The organism is Nocardioides iriomotensis, from assembly GCF_004168035.1.
In the GTDB taxonomy this organism is placed as follows: Bacteria; Actinomycetota; Actinomycetes; order Propionibacteriales; family Nocardioidaceae; genus Nocardioides_B; species Nocardioides_B iriomotensis.
In genome coordinates this window covers 345131-362553 of sequence record NZ_SDPU01000020.1, presented here as the reverse complement: position 1 = coordinate 362553, position 17423 = coordinate 345131, and the positions used below count along the sequence as shown (strand labels likewise).

Genomic DNA, 17423 nt, shown 5'->3' with positions numbered 1-17423 from the left:
TCCATGGCACGGTACATCGACACCCACCCCCGGCCGACCCGTCCGGACCAGCGACCGCACCGGCGCGGGCGGCGCAGCGAGCACGACGTCGTGGTCGTCGGCGCCCGCGTGGCCGGTGCCGCGACCGCCCTGCTGCTCGCCCGGGCCGGGCACGACGTCGTCATGGTCGACCGCTCCCGGCCCTCGCGCGACACCAGCTCGACCCACTCGTTCGCGCGAGCCGGCGTCGTCCAGCTGCAGCGCTGGGGGCTGCTCGACGAGGTCGTCGCCAGCGGCGCCCCGGAGATCCGCTCGGTGTCCTTCCACCACGCCGGCGAGGCCGTCCACCACACCCTGAAGGACCGGGCCGGCGTCGACTTCCTCGTCGCGCCCCGCCGGTACGTGCTCGACGACCTGCTCGCGCGCGCCGCCGTCGAGGCCGGCGCCCGCCTGGTCACCGACACGACCGTGTCCGGGCTGCAGTGGTCGGACGGCCGGGTCACCGGCGTCCACGCGCACGACCAGGACGACACCCCGCTCGAGCTGACCGGCCGGCTGGTCGTCGGCGCGGACGGCATCCGCTCCGGGGTCGCCCGCGAGGTGGGCGCCCCGATCGTGCAGCGCTACGCGCCCACCGGCTCGTGCTTCTACACGTACGTCAGCGGGGTGCCGTGGGACGGCATCGAGCTGTACGTCGAGGACGGCGCCTTCGCGGGCGTCTTCCCCACCCACCACGGCGAGGCCTGCGTGTGGCTGATCCGGCCGATCGAGCAGATGGAACCGGTCATCACCGCCGGCGCCCACCGTCTCGGCGCCTGGATGGCGTCCCTGGAGCGCGCCGTACCCGCGCTGGCCCGGAAGGTCCGGTCGGGCAACGTCACCGCTCCCCTGCGCGGGTACGTCGCCCTGCCCAACCACGTCCGGCGGGCCGCCGGGCCCGGCTGGTCGCTCGTCGGCGACGCCGGCTACCACCGCGACCCGATCACCGGGCACGGCATGACCGACGCGTTCCGCGACGCCGAGCTGCTGGCCGAGGCGGCCGACACCGTGCTCCGCGGGATCTGCCCCGAACGCGTCGCGATGCGGCGCTACGAGCAGGAGCGCGACGCCGCGCTCGCGCCGGTCTTCGAGATCACCCGGGCGCTGGGCGCGTTCCCGCCGGCCGCGGAGTTCCTCGACCTCCAGGCCCGCCTGAGCCGGGCGCTCGACGCGGAGGCGATGCGGATGGCCGACCGGCCGGCGCCGTACGCCCTCGCCTGACCCACCGACCACCCCGACGCACCCGCACCACACCCACCACGGATCCGACCGGATCCACCACCAGGAAAGGGACGATCATGTCCATCACGCAGGAGAACCGCACCAACGGTGTCGACACCGCCACCCTGTTCGCCACCATCGGCGCCGTCCGGGAGCAGCCGGAGCTGGCCGCGTTCCGGTTCCGCACCACCCACGACTGGGTCAGCGGCACGCACAGCGAGATCCGCTACCCGGGCTTCTACGGGGCCGGCCAGGAGCACACCCACCGCACGGACACCGTCGTCCACGCGGACCACCCCGCCGTGCTGGTCGGCGACGACCACGGGCCGACTCCGGCCGAGCTGCTGCTCAGCGCCCTCGGCGCCTGCCTGATGGCCGGCCTCGGCAACATCGCCGCGGCGCGCGGCATCGTGCTGCACGACGTGCGGTGCGACGTCGAGGGCGACATCGACCTGCGCGGCCTGCTCGGCATCGACGCCGGCGTGCGCAACGGGTTCGAGTCGATCCGCGCGGTGTTCAGCGTCGACGGCGAGGCCGAGTCGGAGGCGCTGGCCAGGCTCGTCGAGCAGTCCCGCAAGCGGTCGGCGGTCTACGACGTGCTCACGCACGGCACCTCGGTCAGCGTCGAGGTGGCCGGTCGCTGAACGGCCTCACCCGGTCGTGCGACGCGGAGGTCGGGCGTCGTCCCCGGTCAGCCTGGATCAGGCGAGCCGGGCGGCGACCCGACCGGCCGCGGCGACGACCAGCGGCCCCACCGTGCGGGCGTCGAGCTCGCCGAGCGTCACGATGCCGACGGACGCCTCCAGCCCGTCGACGCCGGTCACCGGAGCGGCGACGCCCCGCGCGCCGGCCTGCAGCTCGCCGGCCGTCTCGACGTACCCGTCGGTGCCGGGCTGCGCCTCACCCCGCCCGAGCAGGATCGCCCGACCGGCCGCGCCCTGGCCGAGCGGGTGCCGGGCGCCGACCCGGTAGCCCACGTGGAAGTCGGTCCAGGTCGGCTCGACCACCGCGATCGCCAGCGCCTCTCCCCCGTCGGCGACGGTGAGGTGGGCGGTCATGCCGAGCTCCTCGGCGAGGCTCCGCAGCACCGGTCCGGCCAGCTCGCGCAGCACCGGCTGCAGCCCGCGCGCCAGCGACAGCACGCCGAGCCCGACGTGCACGAGGCCGGCGGCGTCGCGGCGGGCCAGCCCGTGGCCCTCGAGGGTCGCGACGAGGCGGTAGACGACGGTGCGGTTGACGCCGACCTCGGCCGCGAGGTTGGTGATGGTGAGCCCGCCGGGCGTCCCGGCCAGCACCTCCAGCACGCGCAGCCCGCGGTCGAGCGTCTGCGAGGTCTCGGCGGCCATGCCGGAAATCTACAGCCCGGCCCGTGCACGACGGTTCGTCGTCACGAGCTGCGGCGCTGGGCGGCCCAGGTGCGGATCGTGTCGATGCGCTGCTGGAGCTGGGTGGCCGTCGCGGCCGCGGCCGCGGGTCCGCCGCACTCCTTGCGCAGCGCGGAGTGGGTCACGCCGTGCGGCTGGCCGGTGCGGTGGTTCCAGGCCGCGACGAGGCCGTTGAGCTCCCGGCGCAGCACCGCGAGCTGCTCGTGGGTGGACACGTCCCGCTCGACGTCCCGCTGGACGTCCTCGGGGGTGGACGAGGTGGCGCGCTGCCGGTCCTGCTGCTTGCGGCGCTCGGACTGGCGGAGCCGGAGCAGGTCGCGGACCTGGTCGGCCTCGAGCAGGCCGGGGATGCCGAGGAAGTCCATCTCCTCCTCCGACCCGACGTGCACCTCGCCCTCGTGGCCGAACTCGCCGCCGTCGTAGAGCACCCGGTCGAAGCGGGCCTCGGAGCCCATCGCCTCGAAGCTGCCCAGCTCGTCGTCGCTGGCGCCCTCCTCGGCGTTGGCCTGGGCGAGCAGCTGGTCCTCGGCGGCGAAGATGTCGCCGTCGTCGTTGATCCGGCGCCCGAGCACGTGGTCGCGCTGCAGCTCCATCTCGGAGGCGAACCCGAGCAGGTTGGGCACCGACGGCAGGAACACCGAGGCGGTCTCGCCGCGCTTGCGGGCCCGGACGAAGCGGCCGACGGCCTGCGCGAAGTACAGCGGCGTGGCCGTCGTGGTCGCCCACACGCCGACCGCGAGCCGGGGCACGTCGACGCCCTCGGAGACCATCCGGACCGCGACCATCCAGCGCTGGTCGCCCTCGGAGAACTGCGCGATCCGCTTCGATGCGAGCTTCTCGTCGGAGAGCACGACGACGGGCCGCTCGCCGGTGATGGTCTTCATCAGGCCGGCGTAGGCGCGTGCGGACTCCTGGTCGCTGGCGATCACCAGGCCGCCGGCGTCGGGGACGTGGCGCCGTACCTCCGTCAGCCGCTTGTCGGCGGCGGCGAGCACCGACGGCATCCAGGCCCCACCGGGGTCGAGCGCGGTGCGCAGCGCCTGCTGGGTGAGGTCCTTGGTGAGCGGCTCGCCGAGGCGGGCGGCGATCTCGTCGCCGGCGCGGGTGCGCCACTGCATCTCGCCGCTGTAGGCCATGAACAGCACCGGCCGGACGACGTGGTCGGCGAGCGCGTGGGCGTAGCCGTAGGTGTAGTCGGCCTCGCTGCGCGGGATGCCGTCGCCGCCGTTGGCGTAGCGGACGAACGGGATCGGGTTGACGTCGGACCGGAACGGCGTGCCGGTCAGCGCCAGCCGACGGTGCGCCGGCTCGAACGCCTCGCGGACCGACTCGCCCCACGACAGGGCGTCACCGGCGTGGTGCACCTCGTCGAGGATCACCAGCGTCTTGAACCGCTCGGTGCGGATCCGCAGGGCCAGCGGGTTGGCCGCGACGCCGGCGTAGGTGACGGCGACGCCGACGTAGTCCTTGCTGGTCGGCCCCTTCTTCCCGGAGTACGTCGGGTCGATCGGGATGCCCGCACGGGCGGCCGCCTCGGCCCACTGCGTCTTGAGGTGCTCGGTGGGCGCGACGACGGTGACCCGCTCGATGACGCGCCGCGACAGCAGCTCGGCCGCGGCGGTCAGCGCGAACGTCGTCTTGCCGGCGCCGGGGGTCGCGACGGCGAGGAAGTCCCGCGGCTGCTCCGCGAAGTACTTGTCCAGCGCCGCGGCCTGCCAGGCGCGCAGCGGGGTGGCGGTACCCCACGCGGCCCGGTCCGGGTAGGCAGGCGGGAGCACGGGCGCATGGTCGGGAGCGGCCGTGCTGAACAGGTCGGCAGGGTCGTTGGGGTCTGTCACGTCTCTCGGGTTCGTCCTCAGGGGGTGCGGTAGGCGAGCCAGTTGTCCTGCATCCGGGCCACCTGCCCGGGGGTGAAGCTGTTCATGCAGTCGTCGACGGAGTAGTCCATGAAGTTGTGCACCGGGTCGGTGCCCGGCTGGGCGAGGCAGGTGTCCTTGGCCTCGTCGCACGCACTGCTGGCCTCGGACTGCGCGGGGGTGTCGTCGACCAGGTCGCCCGGTCCCTCGCAGCCGCCCTCGAAGGTGTGGAACAGGCCGAGCCAGTGACCGACCTCGTGCACCGCGGTGTCGCCACGGTTGTACCCGCGGAAGTCTCCCCCGGGCAGGCTCTCCTGGTGGATCACCACGCCGTCGAGGACGGTCGTCTTGCGGGCCTCGTGGGGCGAGGTCGCCCAGCCGAGGACGGTGCCCGCCCCGGGGCTCTGCGGCCGGGAGATGTAGAGGTTGAGCGCGTCGGCCCCGCCCTGGTGCAGCGCCTTGCGCATCGCGACGTCGTCGCGGCCGCCGATGACCGAGGTGCGCCAGGTGTTGTTGCGGACGCGGTCGAACGACGCGAGGTAGAAGTCGAACCGGGTGACGCTGTTGTTCGGCGACTGTGCGCCGGCGTAGGCGGCGTCGAGGATCCGCAGCTGCTCGCGGACCCGCTTCTTGGTCGGTCCCTTCGAGCCCTTGCTGCCCAGCACGTGCACGTGCACCGGGATGTGGAGGGTGGCGCCTACCCGGGGCGCGGCGGAGCGGCCCTCCTGGCCGCGCTTCGCCAGCGCGCGCTGCAGGTCGCGGTCGATCCGGCGGCGCTCGGCGTCGGTGTAGCTGAAGCCGTCGTCGGGGCGGGTGCTGCGCGCGTCACCCGCCGGCGACGTACCCGAAGCGCAGGCGTGGGCGGCCCCGCCGCCACTGGTGGGTACGGCGGTCGCCGGGACGGCAGGCGTCAGCAGGGCGAGCCCGGTCACGGCCGCTGCGGCCGCACCGAGGCGGAGTCGGGCGATCACTCGTCGTCGTCGCTCTGGAGGTTCTCCCAGGCGTCCTTGCACTCAGGGCAGACCGGGTACTTCTCCGGATCGCGGCTCGGGACCCAGGTCTTGCCGCACAGCGCGACGACCGGCGTGCCCATGACCATCGCCTCGGTGAGCTTGTCCTTCTCGACGTAGTGCGAGAAGCGCTCGTGGTCCCCGGGCTCGACGGGCGTGTCGACCGGCGAGGTGCGGGTGTCCTGGATGGTCTGCACACCGGGACTCAGCTGGGTGCTCATGACAGGCCAGTGTAGGCGGTGCCGACTCCCCCGTATCGGTTCCCTGGCGTATCCAACGACCGCCGCACTGCCGATACCGGTTCGAGGCGGGCCTAGTTCTGCGTCGGGTCCATCGGCCGGGTGGACACCCAGGCCAGCTCGCCCGGCTGGCGGCGCAGGACGCGCGCCCACAGCCGCTCGGGATCGGCGTCGTACAGGTCGCCGGGGGCCGCGGGCAGGACGTACCAGGACCCCTCCTCGATCTCCGCCTCGAGCTGGCCGCTCCCCCAGCCGGCGTACCCGGCGAAGACCCGGAGCCGGCCCAGAGCCGGCGCCATGATCTCGGTCGGCGTGTCGAGGTCGACGATCCCGGTGCTGCCGAAGAGCCTCCGGAAGCCCACGGGCTCGTCGTCGTCGGCCCCGGCGCCGCGGAGGTCGGCGACGGCCAGCGCCGAGTCGGTCCCGACCGGTCCGCCCTGGAACAGCACGTCGGGGCCGGAGAGCACACCGTCCCACCCGGGCAGCACCTCGTCGACCGGCACGGGTGACGGACGGTTGAGCACGACCCCGAGCGCGCCGTCCTCGTCGACGTCGAGGACCAGCACGACGGTGTGGTCGAAGTTGGGGTCGACGAGCATCGGCGTGGCGACGAGCAGCCGACCGGGGGCCAAGTCGGCTCCCGGTCCGGCCGGCCCGCCGCCGGCACTCACCTGGTGACGCCCGTCGCGACGTCGACGACGCTGCCGCTGCGCTCCGCGGCGTGCCGGACCGCACCGGCGACGGCGCTGTGCACCTCGGCGTGGAAGACGCTCGGGATGATGTAGTTGGCGTTCAGCTCGTCGTCGGTCACCGCGGAGGCGATCGCGTCGGCCGCGGCGACCAGCATCGCGTCGTCGATCGCGGTGGCGGTCGCGTCGAGGAGGCCGCGGAACATCCCGGGGAACGCCAGCACGTTGTTGATCTGGTTGGGGTAGTCGGACCGGCCGGTCGCGACGACCGCGGCGTGCTTGCGCGCCTCCCCGGGGTCGATCTCGGGCACCGGGTTGGCGAGCGCGAAGACGATGGAGTCGTCGTTCATCCGGGCGACGTCCTCGCCGGTCAGCAGGTTCGGCGCGGAGACGCCGATGAACACGTCCGCCCCGTCGAGCGCGTCCTTGAGGTTGCCGGTGAGGTTGGCCTGGTTGGTCGCCTCGGCCAGCCACACCAGCGACTCGTGCAGGTGGGGCCGCTCGCGGTGGATAACGCCCTCGACGTCGGCGACGACGACGTCCTTGACGCCGGCCGCGAGCAGCAGCCGGAGGATCGCCGTACCGGCGGCGCCGGCTCCGGACATCACCACGCGCACCGACGACATGTCCTTGCCCACCACGCGGAGCGCGTTGCGGAGCGAGGCGAGCACGACGATCGCGGTGCCGTGCTGGTCGTCGTGGAAGACCGGGATGTCGAGCTCGTCGCGGAGCCGGGCCTCGATCTCGAAGCAGCGCGGGGCCGAGATGTCCTCGAGGTTGATCCCGCCGAAGCCGGGCGAGACGGCCTTGACGATCTGCACGATCTCGTCGGGATCCTGGGTGTCCAGGCACAGCGGCCAGGCGTCGATGCCGGCGAACCGCTTGAACAGCGCGGCCTTGCCCTCCATCACCGGCAGCGCGGCCGCCGGCCCGATGTTGCCGAGGCCGAGGACGGCGGAGCCGTCGGTGACCACGGCCACCGAGTTGCGCTTCACCGTGAGGCGACGGGCGTCCTCGGGGTTCGCGGCGATCGCCTCGCAGACACGGGCGACACCGGGCGTGTAGACCATCGACAGGTCGTCACGGTTGCGGATCGGGTGCTTGCTGGCCATCTCGATCGTGCCGCCGAGGTGCATCAGGAACGTGCGGTCGGAGACCTTGTGCACGGCCACGCCCTCGAGGCCGCGCAGCGCCTCGACGATCTGCTGGGCGTGGTCGGTGTCGCTCGCGGCACACGTGACGTCGATCCGGATCCGGTCGTGGCCGGATGCCGTGACGTCGAGGGCGGTGACGATGCCACCGGCCTCCTCGACGGCCGTGGTCAGCGCACTGATCGCGGTGCCGCCGGCCGGCAGCTCCAGTCGAACGGTTATGGAGTACGAGATGCTCGGTTGGGAAGCCACGAGCGTCATCGTGTCACGTCCGGCCGGAGCCGCCGACCGGGTGCGGCGGCGTGAGAGCCGGACGGGTCAGGCGGCCAGGACCGCCTTGAGCCGGCCGACGAGCGAGCGGCCCGCGCCGTCCGCGCGGTGCGCGCGCGGCGTCGCGGCCGGAGCGGGCGCCGGCGCCGGCGCCGGCGGGAGTCCCGCCCGCGCCTCGTCCTCCAGGACCCGGCCGATGGCCGGGGCCCGGTCGTCGTCCATCGCGGCGAGCCCGGCCATCGCGGCCAGGAGGGTGTGCTCCTTGGCGGCGGACCGGCGCAGCGCGGCGGCGAGCTCGTCGCTGGCCGGCTCAGCGGCGGCGCGGTCGAGGATCATCCGCACGCCGGGGAGCTCGGTCGCGGTGGCGCGCCAGGCGGAGACGACGGCGGCCTCGTGGTCGGCCGGCAGCTCCGCCAGCGTGCGCTCGATGCGGCCCGCGAGTCGGGTGTGCCAGCGCAGCTGGAGGGTGGTGACCAGGTCGGTCTCGTCGCAGAACGTCTCGGCGACGCCCGGAAGGTGGGTGGGCAGGAGTCCGTCGCGGTGCAGGTCGGCGTGGTCGACGACCGCCCGCAGGACGTCCCCGCGTCGGTGGTGGGCAGCCCAGGCGGCTCGGTTGGTGCGCGTCACTGGTTGCTCCTCTCGGGGGAGGTACCCGGCGGTTCACCGGTCGGTGTTCCGGGTACATACCGTTGGTACGTACTCAGAGTATTGCCACATACCGACGGTATGCAAACGTGGCTCCAGCCGGGCGAGGCGTGACCTGTCCCACGCGGCGCCGCAGCCCTGTGACGGTCCGCACCTATGCTTCGGCGCATGGTGAAGAAGGTGCACCGCCTGGTCTCCGGGACGTCCCGCCGGCAGGAGTACTCCGCCTCGACCAAGCGCGCCCTGGTCGAGGTGGCCGCGGAGCTGTTCACCGCGCAGGGGTACGCCGGCACCAGCCTCGACGAGATCGTCGCGGGCGCCCGCGTCACGAAGGGCGCGCTGTACCACCACTTCAGCGGCAAGCAGGCGCTGTTCGAGGCGGTGTTCGAGCAGGTCGAGGACGACGCGTCGAGCTCGATCAAGCGGGCCGTGCGCGACGAGAAGGACCCGTGGGAGAAGGCGCTGACCGGGCTGCGGGCGTTCCTCGACGTCCTGCAACGGCCGGAGTACCGCCGCCTGGTGATCCAGGAGGGGCCGGCCGTGCTCGGCTACGAGAAGTACCGCGAGCAGGAGGAGCGGTCGACGTACGGCATCGTGCAGGACATCGTCTCCTCGGTCCTGGCCTCCTACGACCTCGAGCCGTCCATGGTGGAGACGTTCAGCCGGGTGTTCTTCGGCGCGATGTCGGCCGCCGGCTCCGCGGTGTCGTCCGCGGAGGACACCGCGCAGGCCAGCGCCGAGGTGGAGGCGGCGATCGCCTTCATCCTCGCCGGCCTGCGGCAGCAGGCGGAGTCCGGCGGGACCCTGCCGGGTCCCGCCGACCTCGGCGCGGAGGGCTAGCGGGTCACCGACACGTTGCCGCCGTTCTTCGGCACCAGCTCCATCCAGACCTTGCCGGGCGGCAGCTGCAGCTCGCCGGCCTTGGTCTTGAGGGTGAGCTTGGCGTCGAGGCCCGGCTTCTCCCAGGTCGCACGGACCATGCGGCCCTTGTGGAAGACCATCGCGTCACCCGTCCCGGTGAACTTCGTCTCCGGGACCGGGTTGCCGGCCGGGTCGCGGTAGCCGGCATCGCCGACCTCGACCCGCAGCACCAGCAGGGTGTTCGGCGCGAAGTGGTCGCCCTGGGCGGCGTAGCTGTTGAGGTTGTCGTAGGTGCCGCCGGCGTAGCGCCAGTTGGTCGTGTGGCTGCCCGAGAACTGCGCGGCGACGCCCTTGGCCTTCTGGCCCTTCGGGAAGTCGTCCTCGTTGCCCCAGGGCAGGTAGCCCGACGGCGGCTCCGGCGCCTTGAGGGAGCGGGCGAGCACGGGCAGCTTCATCATCAGGTTGTACGGCGCCGAGCGGTCGGTCGCCCGGACGTAGCCACGGGCGCCCTCGGTGAACGTGTCGATGCCGGCGTCGGCAACGCGCCGGACAGTCGGGGGCGCCCCGCCGCTCGCGATGAGGGCGGCCTGCGCCGGCTGCACGATGCCGATGTCGGTGGCCCGCATCGAGCGCACCGGGCCGACCACCCGCGGGGTCTGTGAGTAGTAGAAGACGGCGAGCCGGGTGGTCCCGCCTTCGACGAGCTCCTCGGTGACCAGGTCGGCCTTCGACAGCCCGATCTGCGGGCTGCTGTTCGAGGAGTTGTCGATCTTGACGACCATCACGGGGTGCTTGGGCGCCTCGGTGTCGCCGGGCAGGCCGGTGAGCGGCCACTGCCCCATCAGGTCCACCCCCTCGGCCGTCTCCTGGCCCTCGGGGGCGTCGGAGCCGGCGGGGGTGGCGGAGTCGTCGCTGCTGCACCCGGCGAGGGTGAGCGAGGCGACGGCGGCAAGGGCGACGAACCCTCGGGCCGCGCGACGAGCAGGGGCGGGACGGTGCGAGAAGCGGGACAACATGAACTCCATTGTTAACCAGGGGGGTCGTCTTTAGACGCACCCCCCTCGTGTCGCGGGGACGGGAATACCGAGACTTTCCGGACCGCCTGAGCGGTCAGATCTTGGCGCCGCCGTCGACGTACAGCGTCTGGCCGGTGATGAAGCCGGCCTCGTCGGAGCAGAGGAACGCCGCCGCGGACGCGATGTCCTGCGGGTAGCCGACCTTGAGCAGCGGCGAGCGCTGCGCGGCCCCCTTGCGGAACTCCTCGGGCTCGACGCCGACGCGACGCGCGGTGGCGTCGGTCATGTCGGTGACGATGAACCCGGGCGCGACGGCGTTGACGTTGATGCCGTACCGGCCGAGCTCCAGCGCGAGCGTGCGGGTGAGTCCCTGCAGGCCCATCTTGGCCGCGGAGTAGTTGGCCTGACCGCGGTTGCCGAGGGCGGAGGTGCTCGAGAGGTTGAGGATCTTGCCGTACTCCGCCGGGACCATGTGCTTCTGCACCTCGCGGCTCATCAGGAAGGCGCCGCGCAGGTGCACGTTGATCACGGTGTCCCAGTCGTCGTCGGACATCTTGAACAGCAGGTTGTCGCGGATGACGCCGGCGTTGTTGACCAGGACGTCGATCTTGCCGAGGTCCTCGACGACACGCGCGACGGCCGCCTGGACCGAGGCGGAGTCGGAGACGTCGCACGCGATGCCGACCGCCTTGGCTCCGTCGGCGAGAGTCAGTGCGTCGGCGGAGGCCTGGGCCGCGGACTGGTCGAGGTCGAGAACCGCGACGCTCGCGCCCTCCTCGGCGAAGCGTTGGGCGGTGGCGGCCCCGATGCCCCGGGCTGCTCCGGTGACGACGACGACGCGGTCGGCGTAGCGGCTCATCTGCTGCGGTCCTCCTGCTGGGTGAGAAGCGATCCTTGCGAGTGTAGGGACGCCGTCCCGGCCGGGTTCAGCGGGCCGTCGCCCGGCCGTGGGAGACGTAGCCGAAGACCCGCGGGCCGACCGGCGCGTAGCCCTCCTCGACCTGGTCGATCCCGAACCCGGCCCGCTCCAGTGTCGCGACGACCGGGCGGTCGAGGTGGCAGCCGCCGGCCAGCCGCCGCTGGACCGGGGTGAGCCGGCGCTGCCAGCGCGCAACGCCCTCGTCGGGGGCCAGGCCGTGCTCGGCGAAGTGCAGCGTCCCGCCGGGGCGAAGCAGCCGCCGCGCCTCGGCCAGCGCCGCGGCCGCGTCCGGGATCGTGCAGAGGGTGAAGGTGACCAGCACGCAGTCGTACGTCGCGTCACCGGCCTCGATCCGCTGCGCGTCGAGCCCGACGCGGTCCACGTGGACGCCCGCGCCCGCGACCCGGTCGGCGGCGAGACGCCAGGCCAGCTCGCTGGGCTCGACCGCGCCGACCCGCCGTACCGACGGCGGGTAGTGGGCGACGTTGAGCCCGGACCCGAAGCCGATCTCGAGCACGTCCCCGTGCAGCCCGGCGCAGACGGGGGCGCGGAAGCGGTCCACCTCGTCGCCGCGACAGGTGAGCTCGACCAGCCGCGGCACGACGTGCCGCTCCCACCAGCTCATCCGGGGTCCCCGACGCGGTGCGAGCGCAGCGAGCAGCGTGGTGGGGTGGTCACGCCGAGAGCCCTGCCAGCGCCTCACGCAGCCGGTCGGCGTACTGCTCGGCCTCGCCGTCGGCGTACTTCGTGCGCGGCCAGAAGAAGCCCCTCAGCCCGTCGCCCTTGGTGCGGGGCACGACGTGCAGGTGGAGGTGCGGGACGCTCTGGCTGACGGTGTTGTTCATCGCGACGAACGACCCTTGCGCGCCGAGACCCTCGACCATCGCGGCGGCGAGCCGCTGGCCGGCGGCGAGGAACGGGTCCCGCAACCGGTCCGGCAGGTCCGGCAGCGTCACGACGTGCTCGCGCGGGACCAGCAGGGTGTGACCCTTGAACACCGGCCGGGTGTCGAGGAACCCGACCAGGTCGTCGGTCTCGAGCACGCGGACTCCCGGCACGTCGCCGGCGACGATGCTGCAGAACAGGCAGTCGGGCACGGCCCGAGCCTAGGGCGTGCCCGTGGTGCTACGCCGCGAGCTCGTAGTCGCCGGCGACGAGCAGCGCGGCCGGACGGACCCGGGCACGCAGGATGACGGTCTGCATGACCAGCGCGATGCCCGAGCACAGCAGCACGCCGACGTCCCCGGCGAGCGCGCCGTACACCGACCACAGCACCATGCCGGTCCAACCGAGCGCGAGGGCCAAGGGGTCGAGTCCCGACAGCGACGTGCCCGAGAGGGCGAGCCGGGCCTGGGGCACCATCCGGACCGAGCTGATCGCGGTCGCCGTCATCGCCAGGGCGAAGGCGCCGAGCATGTCGACGACGACCAGCGCGACGGCCGCGCTGTACAGGACGGCGCGCGGCGCGGCCCAGCCGGCACCCCCGGCGCCGCCGGCGCGGAGGACGGCCAGCGCCAGCGCGCCGAGCAGCGCGAAGGACAGCACGTTGTTGACCACCTGCACGCCGTCGGCGACCGCGAAGGCGTAGACGACCCACAGGCTGTAGGTCGCCAGCGACATCACGGCTGTCGCCCACGAGACGCCCGCGACGTCGCGGGTGCGCAGGGCCCGCAGCACCTGCGGGACGACGGAGGACAGGGAGAAGAACGACGCGACGGCGCCGAGCATGACGAGCACGGGCGTTGACCTAGCTGGACGTGGGGACCGGGGTGGTGCGACTTCGGTCCGACGTCGTGCTGTCGAGAGCTGGTTGGCATCCTTGCCGACCCGTGACCTGATCTGCGAAGCAATCCTAGGGATGACGAACGGGGCGCCGCCGGAGGACCCGGCGACGCCCCGTGCGAGACGCGTCACAGCTACTTGCGAGCGGAGGCTCCTTCGGCGACGCCGACCAGCAGGACGGCGGCGACCACGGCGAAGACGAAGCCGAGGAAGTCGAGCTCGAAGATGTTGCCCGTGCCGAGGAGGCTCGCGAGGAAGCCGCCGATCAGCGCTCCGACGACACCGAGCACGAGGGTCATCCAGATGCTCAGCTTCTGGCGACCGGGCTTGATGAGCCGGGCCAGCGCTCCGATGACCAGACCGATGAAGAGCAGACCGAGAATCTGGAAGATCATGACGCCTCCTGAGGGTGTCCACGGTGGACCGCTTCAAGCGTATCCGGCGGTCGCGGAGCGGGCGGGTAGCGATGGGCCCGCCGCACCGGCGCCCGGCAGCGGCTTGGCGGGGGCTTGGCACACTGGGGGCCCACTCCCCCGCACCCGAGGAGCCGCTCCGTGCTGCCGTCGCCCCATGTCCTGTTCCGCCGCCTCGCCGTCGCCGAGGCGGTGACGTGGGCGCTGCTGCTGACCGGGATGTTCGTGAAGTACGTCGTGGGCGCGACCGAGCTCGGCGTGCAGGTCGCCGGGCCGCTGCACGGCATCGCCTTCGTCGCCTACTGCGTCGGCGTGCTCGCGGTCGCGCACGACCAGCGCTGGCGGGCGCGCACGACGCTGCTCGCGCTGGCGTCCGCCGTACCGCCCTTCATGACGGTGTGGTTCGAGCGTCGCGCGGGACGTCGCGGCCTGCTCGCCGACACCTGGCGGCTCGGACCCGCCGGCGAGTCGCCGCGCACCGCCCCGGAGCGGCTGCACGCGTGGATGCTGCGCCGGCCCGGACTGGCGGTCGCCATCGGCCTCGCGGTGGTCGCGCTGCTCACCGGCGCGGCGCTGCTGGCCGGGCCGCCGGTGCCGTCCCCGAGCTGACTCGCGCCGACGAGCGACCGCGCGCCCGTGCCGGATGCGCGGTGATATGCCCCTGTCTGCCCCCCGCTGGGCCAGACATTCACCGAACCGATTCGCGAAATACTTGACCACGACCGACTTGACTCAATTTGACTACTCCTGACGGCGGCAACCGGCCGCCCTCCCCCGAAGAGGTCAAGTCATGGTCCGCGTCATCACCGCTCTCGTCGCCACCCTCGCCGCCGTCGTCACCCTGGGCGCCGCCAGCACCACTTCCGCCGCACCGGGGGAGTCGTCGAACACCGTCGTCGTGGCTCGCGACGGTCACTGGTGCTGCTGACGCCAACCGGAACGGGGAGGCGTCCGCCGGGCGCCTCCCGGGTGGGTCGCCGTCAGCGTCCGGCGGCCGGGGCGTGGGTGCCCTGCCGCCAGGTGCGACGCGACCACGCTTCCCAGGCCGCGGTGTCGGTCGAGGGCGTGGCGAGCAGGTAGCCCTGGGCGTGGTGCACGCCCAGGGCCCCGAGCGCCTCGAGCTGGTCGGGCGTCTCGACGCCCTCACCGGTCACGGACGCGCCGACCTCGAGGGCGAGCAGCACCAGGGCGGTGACCAGCGCACGCCGCGCCCCGTCGTGGCCGAGGTCAGCGATCAGGTCGCGGTCGAGCTTGATCACGTCGGGGCGAAGCCGCAGCACGTGGTTGAGCGAGGAGTACCCAGCGCCGGTGTCGTCGACGGCGAACCGGACGCCGCGCCGGCGCAGCGTCGTGAGCGCCGCCTCGAGGTCGTCGTAGTCGACGACCTGGGAGTGCTCCGTCACCTCGACGACGAGCCGGTCGAGAGGCCGGCCGCTGCGCAGCACGCGATTGCGGAACCCCGCGTCGAGCAGGAGCTCGGGGCTGGCGTTGACGGAGAGGAACGCCGGACCGGGCAGGTCGTCGAACGCCGACAGCGCGTTGAGGAAGGTCATCTCGTCGAGCTGGCGGGTGAGCCCGCCGACGCGCGCGTCGTCGAACCACGCCGTCGGCGGTCGTCCGTCCGAGAACCGGGACAGGGCCTCCGCCCCGATCAGGCGACCGGAGCCGACCTCGACGATCGGCTGCAGGGCCACGTCGACACGCACGCTCCCACCCAGGAGACTCGTGACGCGTCGCGCGGCCGCTTCGGTCACCAGGGCGGCCTCGGTCGGCTCCGATGCGCGCCAGCAGGCGCCGCGGTAGCCGACGACCCTGCCCCGGCGGTCGTGGAGCGGCGCCGCCGACCCGCGCAGCCGGACCGGCTGGCCGTCGGCGTGCCGCCACGCCAGCTCGAGGCCGCGGGGGGCGGAGGGGGCGCCGGGGGACACGGCGGCCTCGAGCTGCGTGCGGACATGGGTGCGGTTGGTGTCGTCGTACAGGAGCTCGTCGAGGTGCCGGCCGACGCACTGCTCGGGGCCGAACCCCAGCAGCTGTGACACGGCGTGGCCGCTGTCGGTGACGACCAGCCGCTCGTCGCACTCCCAGACCCAGTCGTGCCCGGTGAGCCGGGTGGCGGCGAGCGCGGCGTCCCGCGCCGCCAGGTCGCCTCGCGCCCGGTGCTCGCGCCGGACCAGGGCCAGCCCGGCCGTCAGCGCGAGGGCGGCCCAGGCGGCGATGACGACCCAGGAGGCGGTGCCGACGGAGTCCCGGACGAGCAGGCCGGCGAGCACAGGCAGGGCGACGAGGGTGAGCACGCCGGCGTCGACCAGCGCGAGCCCGAGCAGCGAGCCACGGTGCGTCATCGGTGGCCCCCTCTCACGCGTTCCGGCCCTGCGTCCAGTCCGGGCGCTGCCGCCCGGCATGACCTACCCCCGCCCGAGCGTCCTGCCCTCCGGGAGGGCGAACCCAACCGGAGTTGACTCATTTTGACACAGTTCGGACGTACTTGACAGGAGAACGCGGCAAAGTCGTACAGCCAGGCGTACGGGTGTGAACGGCGGCGGCCGAGAGTCAGCGCAGAGCGTGGCTGCGCACGGTGTGTCGCGCGTGCAGCCCGGCGGCGACCGCCGCGCTGCGGTAGGCGTCGCGGGAGGCCTCGACCTCGCCGACCGACTCGAGAAGCGCTCCGAGCTCGAGCCACATTTGACCGGCGTCGCGGTCGGCGCCGACCCCCGTGAGCATGAGCACGGCCTCCTTGTAGAGGGTGCGCGCATGCTCTGTGTCTCCCTCGGCCGCGGCCGCCTGACCTTCGAGCGTCAGCGCGTCGGCGGCCAGCACAGGCGCGAGCTCCCTGGTCTCCTCGTAGCTCCGATGCGCGGTCTCGCGTGCCTCGCGGGTTTCGCCGCCCATCAGCTGCGCGCGAGCGATGGCCACGCGGTTGCGCACCACGTCGACGACGCTCGCGCTCGACTCGGTCATGGCCGTCTCGGCGTCGTGCAGGTTGCGGGAGGCCTCGGCCAGCGCTGGCGGGTCGAGCTGCATCTGCATGATGCCGAGCTGCGAGCGGAGCCGGGCGAGGTTGCGGGAGTCGCGGCTCTCGCCGAGCAAAGCCAGCGCCTTCTCCGCCAGCGGAACGGCCGCCGCGACCATCCCTTGCTCGTGCTCCATCATGCTGGCGTTCCAGTAGGCCGACGCACGAGCACGCGGGGACCCAGTCACCTCGGCCGCTACGATCGCCTGCTTGCAGAGTCGCACTGCGTGGTGCGTGTCGCCGCGCTGGAAGTACGCCGCGGCGACCGTGACGGTGAGCTGCACGGCCTCGTCGCCGCCGCCCAGGTCGCGGTCCTCGAGGCCACGGAGGAGGTCCTCGCCGACGGAGATCGCGCGACCCAGGTCACCGGCCTCGCGGTGGCACCGGCTGAGCGCGATGCCGCAGGCCAGCGCGTGGGTGCCGTGCGGGTCCTCGGCCAGCAGCCCCTCCCAGGCGGCCACGGCCGTGTCGATGTCCCCGACAGTCTCGAGGGCGCGGGCGCGGAGGACCCGTGCGCGCTGCGACAGCTCACGGGGCGCCCCGTCGAGGCGCTCGGAGAGGGCCACGTCGAGGCGCTCGAGGGCGGCCTGCGGCTCGCCGGTCTCCAGCGACAGCTCGGCGAAGTCGACCTCGATCCTCAGGGCGGCCTCGTGGTCGTCGCCGGGGTCTGCGAGCAGCGAGTCGACCGGGATCCCGAGCCGGTCGGCCAGCTTGACCAGCACCCGGCCGTCGGGCCGGCGCTGGCCGGACTCGATGCGCGAGATGTAGCTGACGGTCACGTCGTCGCCGCCGAGCTGGCTCTGGGTGAGCCCACCGGCGCGCCGGGCCGCGCGCACGCGACGGCCCAGCAGGGCAGGGTCGATCACCTGCAGCAGGTCGGCCTGACGCGGGTCCACGAGGCAAGTCTGCACCAGGTGGGTGTCAAATTTCCGCAAGTT

At 73.2% G+C, this 17423-nt stretch carries 20 protein-coding genes; 5 read left to right on the top strand and 15 right to left on the bottom strand.

The genetic code is table 11. The annotated features are described in order from the left end of the window. Positions 1-3: 3 nt before the first annotated feature. Both ETU37_RS08365 and ETU37_RS08360 read left to right on the top strand, forming a co-directional pair. Positions 4-1239 (top strand): NAD(P)/FAD-dependent oxidoreductase, encoded by a 1236-nt coding sequence (locus ETU37_RS08365; protein ID WP_129986772.1) that lies wholly within the window; start codon positions 4-6, stop codon positions 1237-1239. A gap of 77 nt (positions 1240-1316) precedes the next feature. Then, positions 1317-1883, top strand: a complete 567-nt coding sequence (locus tag ETU37_RS08360) for an OsmC family protein (protein ID WP_129986771.1) — start codon at positions 1317-1319, stop codon at positions 1881-1883. Between the two features lie 57 nt (positions 1884-1940). On the opposite strand, the gene ETU37_RS08355 is transcribed toward ETU37_RS08360, so the two are convergent. The 7 genes from ETU37_RS08355 to ETU37_RS08325 all read right to left on the bottom strand — a co-directional run bounded on the left by ETU37_RS08355 (position 1941) and on the right by ETU37_RS08325 (position 8466). Beyond that, positions 1941-2585, bottom strand: coding sequence for an IclR family transcriptional regulator (locus ETU37_RS08355; RefSeq protein WP_129986770.1), 645 nt, complete (start codon positions 2583-2585; stop codon positions 1941-1943). Between the two features lie 41 nt (positions 2586-2626). Beyond that, positions 2627-4402 carry a DEAD/DEAH box helicase gene (locus tag ETU37_RS08350; protein ID WP_129986965.1) on the bottom strand — a complete coding sequence of 592 codons (1776 nt, stop codon included), beginning with the start codon at positions 4400-4402 and terminating at the stop codon, positions 2627-2629. A gap of 77 nt (positions 4403-4479) precedes the next feature. Further along, complete coding sequence (locus tag ETU37_RS08345; RefSeq protein ID WP_129986769.1) at positions 4480-5451, bottom strand: zinc metalloprotease; 972 nt, start codon at positions 5449-5451, stop codon at positions 4480-4482. Then, entirely contained in the window at positions 5448-5711 is a 264-nt protein-coding gene (locus tag ETU37_RS08340; protein ID WP_129986768.1) for a DUF3039 domain-containing protein, read from the bottom strand. Before ETU37_RS08340 ends, ETU37_RS08345 begins: the two co-directional genes overlap by 4 nt. Positions 5712-5803: 92 nt before the next feature. Then, positions 5804-6361, bottom strand: a complete 558-nt coding sequence (locus tag ETU37_RS08335; protein WP_240755624.1) for a YqgE/AlgH family protein — start codon at positions 6359-6361, stop codon at positions 5804-5806. Positions 6362-6396: 35 nt separating this feature from the next. Further along, positions 6397-7830, bottom strand: coding sequence for an NAD-dependent malic enzyme (locus tag ETU37_RS08330; protein WP_206053799.1), 1434 nt, complete (start codon positions 7828-7830; stop codon positions 6397-6399). A gap of 57 nt (positions 7831-7887) precedes the next feature. Further along, positions 7888-8466 carry a hypothetical protein gene (locus ETU37_RS08325; RefSeq protein ID WP_129986766.1) on the bottom strand — a complete coding sequence of 193 codons (579 nt, stop codon included), beginning with the start codon at positions 8464-8466 and terminating at the stop codon, positions 7888-7890. 186 nt (positions 8467-8652) lie between these two features. Here ETU37_RS08325 and ETU37_RS08320 point away from each other — a divergent pair, with 186 nt between their 5' ends. Next, the gene (locus ETU37_RS08320; RefSeq protein ID WP_129986765.1) at positions 8653-9324 is read left to right on the top strand and encodes a TetR/AcrR family transcriptional regulator; all 672 of its coding nucleotides are present in this window, start codon (positions 8653-8655) and stop codon (positions 9322-9324) included. Here the strand turns inward: ETU37_RS08320 and ETU37_RS08315 are convergent. The 6 genes from ETU37_RS08315 to ETU37_RS08290 all read right to left on the bottom strand — a co-directional run bounded on the left by ETU37_RS08315 (position 9321) and on the right by ETU37_RS08290 (position 13457). Further along, on the bottom strand, positions 9321-10361 hold the full coding sequence (locus ETU37_RS08315; protein WP_129986764.1) for a DUF3048 domain-containing protein: 1041 nt from the start codon (positions 10359-10361) through the stop codon (positions 9321-9323). The genes ETU37_RS08320 and ETU37_RS08315 overlap by 4 nt on opposite strands. A gap of 94 nt (positions 10362-10455) precedes the next feature. Further along, positions 10456-11220, bottom strand: a complete 765-nt coding sequence (locus ETU37_RS08310) for an SDR family NAD(P)-dependent oxidoreductase (protein WP_129986763.1) — start codon at positions 11218-11220, stop codon at positions 10456-10458. Positions 11221-11287: 67 nt separating this feature from the next. Then, positions 11288-11905, bottom strand: a complete 618-nt coding sequence (locus tag ETU37_RS08305; protein ID WP_129986762.1) for a class I SAM-dependent methyltransferase — start codon at positions 11903-11905, stop codon at positions 11288-11290. 49 nt (positions 11906-11954) lie between these two features. Beyond that, the gene (locus ETU37_RS08300; protein WP_129986761.1) at positions 11955-12377 is read right to left on the bottom strand and encodes an HIT family protein; all 423 of its coding nucleotides are present in this window, start codon (positions 12375-12377) and stop codon (positions 11955-11957) included. A 28-nt stretch (positions 12378-12405) separates the two neighbouring features. Further along, positions 12406-13008, bottom strand: coding sequence for a PQ-loop domain-containing transporter (locus ETU37_RS08295; protein WP_240755646.1), 603 nt, complete (start codon positions 13006-13008; stop codon positions 12406-12408). Between the two features lie 188 nt (positions 13009-13196). After that, positions 13197-13457, bottom strand: coding sequence for a GlsB/YeaQ/YmgE family stress response membrane protein (locus tag ETU37_RS08290; protein ID WP_240755623.1), 261 nt, complete (start codon positions 13455-13457; stop codon positions 13197-13199). A 159-nt stretch (positions 13458-13616) separates the two neighbouring features. On the opposite strand from ETU37_RS08290, the gene ETU37_RS08285 reads away from it, so the two are divergent. Then, positions 13617-14084, top strand: a complete 468-nt coding sequence (locus tag ETU37_RS08285) for a DUF3817 domain-containing protein (RefSeq protein WP_206053797.1) — start codon at positions 13617-13619, stop codon at positions 14082-14084. A gap of 181 nt (positions 14085-14265) precedes the next feature. Beyond that, positions 14266-14403 carry a hypothetical protein gene (locus ETU37_RS23130; protein ID WP_165372451.1) on the top strand — a complete coding sequence of 46 codons (138 nt, stop codon included), beginning with the start codon at positions 14266-14268 and terminating at the stop codon, positions 14401-14403. Between the two features lie 52 nt (positions 14404-14455). On the opposite strand, the gene ETU37_RS08280 is transcribed toward ETU37_RS23130, so the two are convergent. Then, the gene (locus ETU37_RS08280; RefSeq protein WP_165372450.1) at positions 14456-15817 is read right to left on the bottom strand and encodes a sensor domain-containing phosphodiesterase; all 1362 of its coding nucleotides are present in this window, start codon (positions 15815-15817) and stop codon (positions 14456-14458) included. A gap of 208 nt (positions 15818-16025) precedes the next feature. Next, positions 16026-17381: a helix-turn-helix domain-containing protein gene (locus ETU37_RS08275; RefSeq protein WP_165372449.1), complete on the bottom strand. Its 1356-nt coding sequence runs from the start codon at positions 17379-17381 to the stop codon at positions 16026-16028. Positions 17382-17423 lie beyond the last annotated feature (42 nt).